This is a genomic window from Faecalibacterium tardum, assembly GCF_040096515.1.
GTDB classification, from domain to species: Bacteria; Bacillota; Clostridia; order Oscillospirales; family Ruminococcaceae; genus Faecalibacterium; species Faecalibacterium tardum.
In genome coordinates, this window is record NZ_JBBMEO010000054.1 from 1 (window position 1) to 7,779 (window position 7,779).

General features: G+C 61.3%; 6 protein-coding genes. 5 read left to right on the top strand and 1 reads right to left on the bottom strand.

Annotated elements, in window-relative coordinates; translation table 11 throughout:
• On the bottom strand, positions 1-198 hold a 198-nt coding region (locus WMO44_RS14130; RefSeq protein WP_349152959.1), incomplete at its 3' end, for a hypothetical protein.
• Between the two features lie 58 nt (positions 199-256).
• Between WMO44_RS14130 and WMO44_RS14135 the strand changes: the two genes are divergently transcribed.
• The 5 genes from WMO44_RS14135 to WMO44_RS14155 all read left to right on the top strand — a co-directional run bounded on the left by WMO44_RS14135 (position 257) and on the right by WMO44_RS14155 (position 7,734).
• Positions 257-1,687, top strand: a complete 1,431-nt coding sequence (locus WMO44_RS14135) for a Wadjet anti-phage system protein JetA family protein (RefSeq protein ID WP_349152960.1) — start codon at positions 257-259, stop codon at positions 1,685-1,687.
• Positions 1,674-2,282: a DUF4194 domain-containing protein gene (locus WMO44_RS14140; protein WP_015537060.1), complete on the top strand. Its 609-nt coding sequence runs from the start codon at positions 1,674-1,676 to the stop codon at positions 2,280-2,282. The genes WMO44_RS14135 and WMO44_RS14140 overlap by 14 nt, the downstream gene beginning before the upstream one ends.
• Positions 2,279-5,578, top strand: a complete 3,300-nt coding sequence (locus WMO44_RS14145) for an ATP-binding protein (RefSeq protein ID WP_349152961.1) — start codon at positions 2,279-2,281, stop codon at positions 5,576-5,578. The genes WMO44_RS14140 and WMO44_RS14145 overlap by 4 nt, the downstream gene beginning before the upstream one ends.
• A gap of 15 nt (positions 5,579-5,593) precedes the next feature.
• Complete coding sequence (locus WMO44_RS14150) at positions 5,594-5,962, top strand: PBECR3 domain-containing polyvalent protein (RefSeq protein ID WP_005924404.1); 369 nt, start codon at positions 5,594-5,596, stop codon at positions 5,960-5,962.
• 422 nt (positions 5,963-6,384) lie between these two features.
• Complete coding sequence (locus WMO44_RS14155; protein WP_349152962.1) at positions 6,385-7,734, top strand: MATE family efflux transporter; 1,350 nt, start codon at positions 6,385-6,387, stop codon at positions 7,732-7,734.
• Positions 7,735-7,779: the final 45 nt, after the last annotated feature.

Genomic DNA, 7,779 nt, shown 5'->3' on the forward strand with positions numbered 1-7,779 from the left:
GCTGTCAAAGCCGTAGGCTTTGACTGAGGGAGTTCGTTCCCAACCCCTCCCGTGAAAATGCGTTTGGAGCGCTCCGCAGAGCGCGACAAACGCGAAATAAAAATAATTCTTCCGCTGCTTATGCGCAAAGCGCACGCGGCGCGCATTCCAAATCGTCCCGCCTTGCCCGGCGTTCTTTTTTGCGCCTTTTTGTGACAAACCCCGCCCGCTGTGGTACAATAAAAGGGTATCGAACCAAGACAGAAAGGACGTTTCCATGCAGCTGTTTGAACTGGTCAGCCCACGGCTGTTCCGCCCGCTGGCGGGGCCCAACCGGGCGTTTTATGCAGAGCTTTTGCTGCTGCTCTGGGAAGAGTGCCGCCATACGGCAGATTACAGCATTTCCCGCGCCGAGGCCGTCTCCCGCGCCGAGGATTATTTTGCCGCGCTGGCAAAGCCGCTGGCGCTGGACGCCGACGGCGCGGGCGATGAGGACGAGCAGCCCACCCGCGACCCCCACACGCTGGCGGTGGGCTTTTTGCTGCGTCTGCGCCGCACCGGCTGGTTGGAGGAGCAGCCCGGCAGCTACGAGACCGAGCCCACCCTTGCCTTTATGCCGGAGGTCACCCCGCTGCTGGATGCGCTGGAAGAGATCCTGAACCCCCGGGTGGTCACCTACACCGGCAAGCTGTATAAGGCGTGGCAGCTGCTGGGCAGCATCGGACAGGAAAAAAGCCCCTACGAGAACGTGCTGCGGGAGGTGGCGGCAGACCTTGAAACTTTGAACAAGTCCCTGCGCGCCCTCAACGCTTCCATCGGGCATTATATCGACCGCCTGACCCATAACCGCACCCCGCAGGAGGTGCTGGAACTGTTCGATCAGTACGAGGAAAAGGTGGTGGCGGCGGCGTACCATCGCTTTAAAACCAGCGATAACCTGTTCAATTACCGCGCCTATCTGGAAGAAGAGCTGGACGACTGCGAGCAGAACCAGCTGCCGCGCTTAGCGCTGGATTACGCCCGGGTGGAGCGCTGCGCCCCCGGCGAGGCGGCACCCCGGGTGCGTGCTCTCATCCAGCAGCAGCGGGACGCGCTGGAAGAGATGAGCACCCTGATGAAGGAGATCGACGCCAGCCACATCCGCTACCGCAAGCGTGCGGTGCAGCGGGCACAGTTTTTGCTGCTGAGCGACCGCTCGGCGCAGGGCAGCGTCACCGCCCTGCTGCGCCGCTATGCGGAGGAGATCCGCAGCCCGGAGCAGCTGTTTGAACCGGATGACGGCCCGGTGGCAGCGCGGCTGCACCTGTACCCGGCGGCAGTGTTCGGCGCAAAGCCGCTGTATCCCCCCGCCGCGCCCCGCACTGAAGCGCCGCTTGCCCCGGTGCGCACCGAACCCCTTGACCCCGACCGGCTGCGGCAGGAGCAGCAGCTGCTGCTGGATTACGCCCGCCTTGCCGTCACCGAGGAAAACGTGGCGCTGCTGGCGCGGCAGGCACTGGCAGCCCGCGGGCAGGTGAACGCCTCCACCCTTGTGGAGGAATACCCGGGCGATTTTACAGGCATCATCGGCCTGCACACCTATTCCCAGTCGCCGCACCGGGAGTATGATATCACCATGACCGGAAACTGGGTGGAGCGCGGCGGCTTCCGGTTTCAGGATTTTGTCCTGACCCGCCGCAAGGAGGTAAACACGGATGGCAACCATTGATCTGCTGGAAGAGACCGCAAACTATCTGCTCAACCACTGCTTTGTGCTGGGCTGCGTAGAGGAACAGCGGGCAAAATATCTGTATATTCAGGATCACCTCAACGAGGTGCGCGCGGTGTTCAAACCGCTGGGCTACGCGGTGCTTTTGTACCCCGCACCCATGCAGGCGGCGGCGCTGGTCAACGAGCACGAGGGCAGTCAGGCACGGCTGCTCAAGTACGAAAGCATTTTGCTGCTGGTGCTGCGGCTTTTGTACCTGCAAAAGCGGGAAAGCCTTGCCGCCAGCGCAGACGAGGTGCTGGTCACGGTGGAAGAGGTGCAGGCAGAGCTGCAAAAGATGAATCTGCCCCGCAAGCTGGATCAGCAAACGCTGGAAAAGCTCATGCGCACCCTGCGCCGGTACAATCTGGCGCGTCCGGTGGGACGGCTCTCCGGGCTGGACAGCCGCATCGAGGTGTTCCCCACGGTGCTGCTGGCGCTGCCGGACGCCGACCTTGCGGATGCCGCCGCCGAGAGCGCCCGCACCCGCACCGAGCTTGGTCTGTACGAGCGCCCGGAGGGCGCAGACATGGAAGCAGGGGAGGGTGAAGCATGATCGAACTCAAGCGCCTGAAACTGATCAACTGGCACAACTTTGAAAATACCACCTTCGACTGCGCCCGCCTGACTTATATGATCGGCGTGAACGCCGTGGGCAAGACCACCATTCTGGACGCCATCCGCTACTGCCTGACCACCAACCGCAACTTCAATGCGCTGGGCAATAAGAAAAGCGGACGCACCCTGCAAGGCTCTGTCCACGCCAAGCAGCGCGGCGAAAATGCCTACCGCCGCCCGGGGCATACCGTGGCGTATATCGGGGCGGAGTTCTGGGACAGTGTCAAGCACACCAGCTTTGTCATCGCGGTGCGGGTGGAGTCCGAAGGCCCCATGCAGGAGCTGCACCCCGGCGACCAGACGTGGTATATCTCGGAGGACGGTATCACGCTGGAACAGCTGCCCTTTATCGACCCGCGCACCGGTGCGCCCAGCGCCAAGGAGGACTTCAAGCCCGCCGAGGGGCGGCTTTCCTACACCCGCAGTCCCAGCGAGGCGCGGGACAGAATATGCCGCGCACTGGGCATCGGGCGCGCAGCCAGCCCGCTGGGTAAAAAGTTCAACGAGGTGTTCCAGATGGGCACCAGCATGGACGAGATCCCGAATTTCCGGGAGTTTCTGTACCAGTACATCCTGCCCCAGCCGGAGCTGGACTTGGAAGCCTTGCAGGGTGACCGCTTGGAGCTGGAAAACCTGCACGCCGTTCTGGCGGAAGCCCAGACCCGCGCCGATGCGCTGGACGAGATCGTCCGTTTTGGCCGTGAAGCCACCGAAAAACAGACCGAAGCCCTTGTGAATCGCGGCGCCGCCCTGCTGGCACGGGCTGCTGCCGATGCCGGGGAAAAGGCTGTCTGGCAGGAGCGGGTGGAGGCCGGACGCCGCCAGCAGGAAACGCTGCGCACCCGCTACGCCGAAGCCAAGACCGCCGAAGCGGAAGCCCGCCGCGCCTACCTGACCGCCCACAGCGCCGCCGGTGCCAGCGGCGAGGGCCGCGCACTGGATGCCCTCAGCGAGGAGCTGGCGCACCGGCAGGCCGCACTGGATGCCGCCGCCCGCCGCGCCGATACCGCCGAAAAAGCCGCCGAAAAGACCGGCAACCTGCTGGCGGTGCTGCGCCGCAGCGGCTTTGCCGCCGGACAGAAGCTGGCAGACCTGACCCCGGACACTCTGCCCGCTCTGACCGACTGGCTGACCGCACAGGAAAAGCCGCTGGAAGAAGCTTATTTTGCTGCACGGCAGCACACCGCCGCCTTGCAGCGGCAGCAGACCGAAAAGCGCGCCGAGCTGGATGCCGTATCCGGCGGCAAGTGGGTGTACCCCCACGGGGACGCCGCCACCCGGGTGCGGGACGCCGTGAATGCTGAGCTGAAAAGCCGTGGCATGGAGCCGGACGCCCGCATCTTCTGCGAGCTGCTGAACGTGGAGGATGAGAGCTGGCAGGACTGCGTGGAAGCCTGTCTGGGCGACCGCCGGTTCGATATCCTTGTGCCGCCCGCCCACTACGCCGCCGCAAAGAGCGCCTTTGTGGCGCTGAAAGAGAAGGTAGGCCCCATCAGCCTGCTGGACACCCCGGGTCTGCGCAAGGCCAACCGCCGCGCCGACACCGCCCCCGCCGACAGTCTGGCGGCACAGGTCACCAGCGAAAACCCGCTTGCCGCGCAGTACGCTGACACCATTCTGCGCCGTATCGTCTGCTGCGATACCCCTGACACGCTGGAAAACTACCCCGACAGCGCCACCCGGGACCTTTTGCGCCACCACCCCTTCCGGTTGGAGCGTCTGCGCACTCCGCAGCGCTATATCGGCTTGGAAGCCCGCCGCGCCCGCGCCGGGGCACTGGCAGGGGAGATGAACGCCCTTGCTGAAGAGGTACGCGCCGCCGCACAGGCAGAGCAGAACCTGAAAGCCGCATACAGCCAGTACCAGACCCTTTTGCGCGGCACAACGCTGGAAGAACTTGCCGCTCTGTGGGATGCCCGCGCCGCCCTGACCGCCGCCCGCGCGGCGGTGGACGAGCAGGCCGCAAAGCTGGCGGAGTGTCGCGAGAACCCCCTGTTGCAGCAGCTGTATAAGGAGGAAGAGGTGCGCGAAGCCGCATGGGAATCCGCCCGCACCGCCGTGGAGCAGACCGGCGGTGACCTGCGCGTATGCGAAAAGCAGATCGCTTCCTGTGAGGCGGAGCAGCAGAAGGCGGTGGACACCGCCGAAAAGAGCGCACAGGCCGCAGAGAGCTTTTTTGCCGCCCACCCGCTGGTGGAGCCGCTCTCCCGCAGCCGTCAGCAGGCGCTGACCGGGCCGGACAAATCTCCCCGCGCCGCCGCGCAGGCTGCCGAAAAGGCACAGGCCAAGCTGGACGATGCCCTGACCGTCTACCTGAACAGCACGCTGGAACCGGCGCAGAAAGCCTATAACCAGCGCTATGTCTGCGATTATCCCTTGGGCCTTGCCGGGCTGGAACAGTACCGCGCCCAACATGAGAGCCTTGTGCGCATCGACTTGGAGCGCTACGCCGCCCGTTTGGAGCAGGCGCAGCGGGATTGCAAGGACCGCTTCCGCAAGGATATCCTGTTCCGCATGAAGGACGATATCTTCAACGCCCGGCGGCAGTTCCGGGAGCTGAACAAGGTCATGGAGCAGCTGACCTACGGCGAGGAAGTCTACCGCTTTGAACTGGAACCCAGCCGCGACCCGCAGCTGGCGGCGTTCTATCAGGTCATCGTGGATAAAGGCAACCAGCAGATGACCGAGGGTGACTCTCTGGATAACCTTGCCGCCACCGCTGACCCCGCCTACGAGCGTCAGGTGGATGAGTTAATGGAAAAGATCATGGCAGACGTGGACGAGAACACCCGCGCCCGGCAGGAGGGACGCACCGCCGCCGGTGCCACCCTTTCGGATTATGTGGACTACCGCACCTATCTGGATTACGATATCAAGGTGACCAATCAGGTCACCGGGCAGCAGGCGTATCTGTCCCGCGTCAGCCGCGATTCCTCCGGCGGCGAGAATCAGGCACCCTTCTATGTGGCCATCTGCGCAAGCCTTTTGCAAATTTACCAGAAGAGCGAAAACAGCATCCGTCTGGTGCTGCTGGACGAGGCGTTCAGTAAAATGACCAGCGACCGCATCCGCCCCATGATGGAACTGTTCCGCCGCCTGCAATTGCAGGTGCTGCTCATCTCCACCGTGGAAAAGAGCACCGCCATCCAGCCCTACTGCGATATCACCTACTCCATCGTCCGCCACGGCGACGCCAACGCCATCGCGCCCTTTGTCCGCCTTGCGGAGAAATAAAAGAAAGGGTGTAGAATGGAAAAAACAAGACGAGTTGGAGTTCTGACAAAACGTGTGATCGAACTGCTGGAATTGGAGTTGCCGGAAGGAAAGGATATTCTTCTTGGCGATTCCAACATTGGGCACATGACAACACGCCATCCTGAGGACTTTGCGTTATATGGAGAGTACATCCCGGATATTTTAAGAGAACCGGATTATGTGGCGCAAAATAAAAAGGATAACTCCATTGAATATGTCCGAGAAGTAGAAATAGACCATGTGTTTGTCAAAGTTGCGGTACGGGTGTCTACAAAAGGACAACTTTTTGCAAGGTCGGTTTACAGATTAAATCCAAATCGTGTCCGCAGCTTTATCGACAAGGGAAATCTGAAAAAATATTGACGCGTTATCGCGTGTTGACATTTTGAATTCCTATGATATAATAATAGTGGATAGAGATGAGCAACGGAGGACGGAACAGGCAGCCGTCGCCCATTGTTAGGAGATGTGGGAATCGTCACCCCACCCTTGCTCAAAAAAGAGAACGCCCGCCGCATTCGCAGCGGGTGTTCTCTTTTTTCGTGTTTTACACTTTGCGGCAGAATGATGTAAAGCAGGGCTTGACATCAAAAATAAACTTTGCTATACTGTTTTTCGCTCATCGGAGGGCTGTTTCAACGTAATTGAAAGGCCGGATAAGATGTCATCGTTCGTGTTTCCCGGAGGCTGTGGGCACCGTAGTGCCGCAGCAGAAGAGGGAACGCACCGGAGCGATGGTTCTTATCCGGCCTTTTTGCATATGTGAAGTTCAAAAAGGAGGAGCTATGCCAAAGAAAGCCATCCAATTGTCCGATCATTTCAACTATTCCCGCCTGCTGCGGTTCGTGCTGCCCTGCATCGGCACCATGCTGTTCACCTCCGTCTACGGCATCGTGGATGGGCTGTGTGTCTCCAACTTTGTGGGCAAAACGGCCTTTGCGGCGGTCAACCTCATCATGCCGCTGCCGCAGCTGCTGGGCACCATCGGCTTTATGCTGGGCACCGGCGGCAGCGCCATCGTTGGCATCACGCTGGGCGAGGGCGACCCCAAAAAAGCCGACCGCTATTTTACCATGTTTCTGCTGGCAGCGCTCATCTCGGTCAGTGTGCTGGCCGTGCTGGGCATCCTGCTCCTGCGCCCGGTCGCCGAGCTGCTGGGCGCAAAGGGAGAGCTGCTGGACTACGCCGTGCGCTACGGGCGCATCTTGATGCTGGCGCTGCCGCCCTTTGCGCTGCAGAATATGTTCCAAAGCTTTTTCGTCACCGCCGAAAAGCCGCTTCTGGGCTTCTGGTTCACCGTTGGTGCAGGCTGCACCAACATGGTGCTGGATGTAGTAATGGTGGGTATGCTGCACTGGGGCGTGGAGGGCGCTGCCCTTGCCACCCTCATCAGCCAATTGGTGGGCGGCGTGCTGCCGGTGTTCTACTTTATCGACCACGGCAATACCAGCCGCCTGCACCTGTGCAGAACACAGTTTTACGGCCGCGTGCTGTGGGATGCCTGTATCAACGGTTCTTCTGAGCTGATGACCAACCTTTCCATGTCGCTGGTCAATATCCTGTATAACTTCCAGCTGCTGCGGCTTGCCGGCGAAAACGGCGTGGCGGCTTACGGCGTCATCATGTACGCGGCCTTCCTGTTTGTGGCGGTGTTTGTGGGCTATGCCGTGGGCAGCGCACCCATCGTCAGCTTCCATTACGGCGCGCGCAACCACGCCGAGGTGCATAACCTGTACCAGAAAAGCCTGCGCCTCATCGCCGTGGTGGCTGTGAGCATGACCGCCGTATCCATGGTGCTCATTCCCTATGTGGCACGCATCTTTGTGGGCTACGATGCCCAGCTGCTGGCGCTGACCAGCCGTGCCTTCCGGCTGTATGCGCTGAGCTTTCTCATCATGGGCTTCAATGTGTATGCGTCCTCTTTCTTCACCGCGCTGGGAGACGGCGTGACGAGTGCTCTCATCTCTTTTCTGCGCACCCTGCTGTTCCAGCTTGCCGCGCTGCTCCTGCTGCCCGCCCTGTGGGGCATTGACGGCGTGTGGCTGGCTGTCACCGCCGCCGAGCTGGCCGCGCTGGCGGTGAGCGTGTATATGTTCATGACAAAAGACCAGAAATTCCATTACCGTCATGCTTGACGCGCCATAACAAGAAAGCCGCCGGGCCCCCGGCGGGGGTGGGGG

Bases quoted from the DNA above. Each gene is read 5' to 3' on its own strand.
- WMO44_RS14145 (WP_349152961.1), top strand. From the start codon at position 2,279: ATGATCGAACTCAAGCGCCTGAAACTGATCAACTGGCACAACTTTGAA.
- WMO44_RS14135 (WP_349152960.1), top strand. From the start codon at position 257: ATGCAGCTGTTTGAACTGGTCAGCCCACGGCTGTTCCGCCCGCTGGCG.
- WMO44_RS14150 (WP_005924404.1), top strand. From the start codon at position 5,594: ATGGAAAAAACAAGACGAGTTGGAGTTCTGACAAAACGTGTGATCGAA.
- WMO44_RS14155 (WP_349152962.1), top strand. From the start codon at position 6,385: ATGCCAAAGAAAGCCATCCAATTGTCCGATCATTTCAACTATTCCCGC.
- WMO44_RS14140 (WP_015537060.1), top strand. From the start codon at position 1,674: ATGGCAACCATTGATCTGCTGGAAGAGACCGCAAACTATCTGCTCAAC.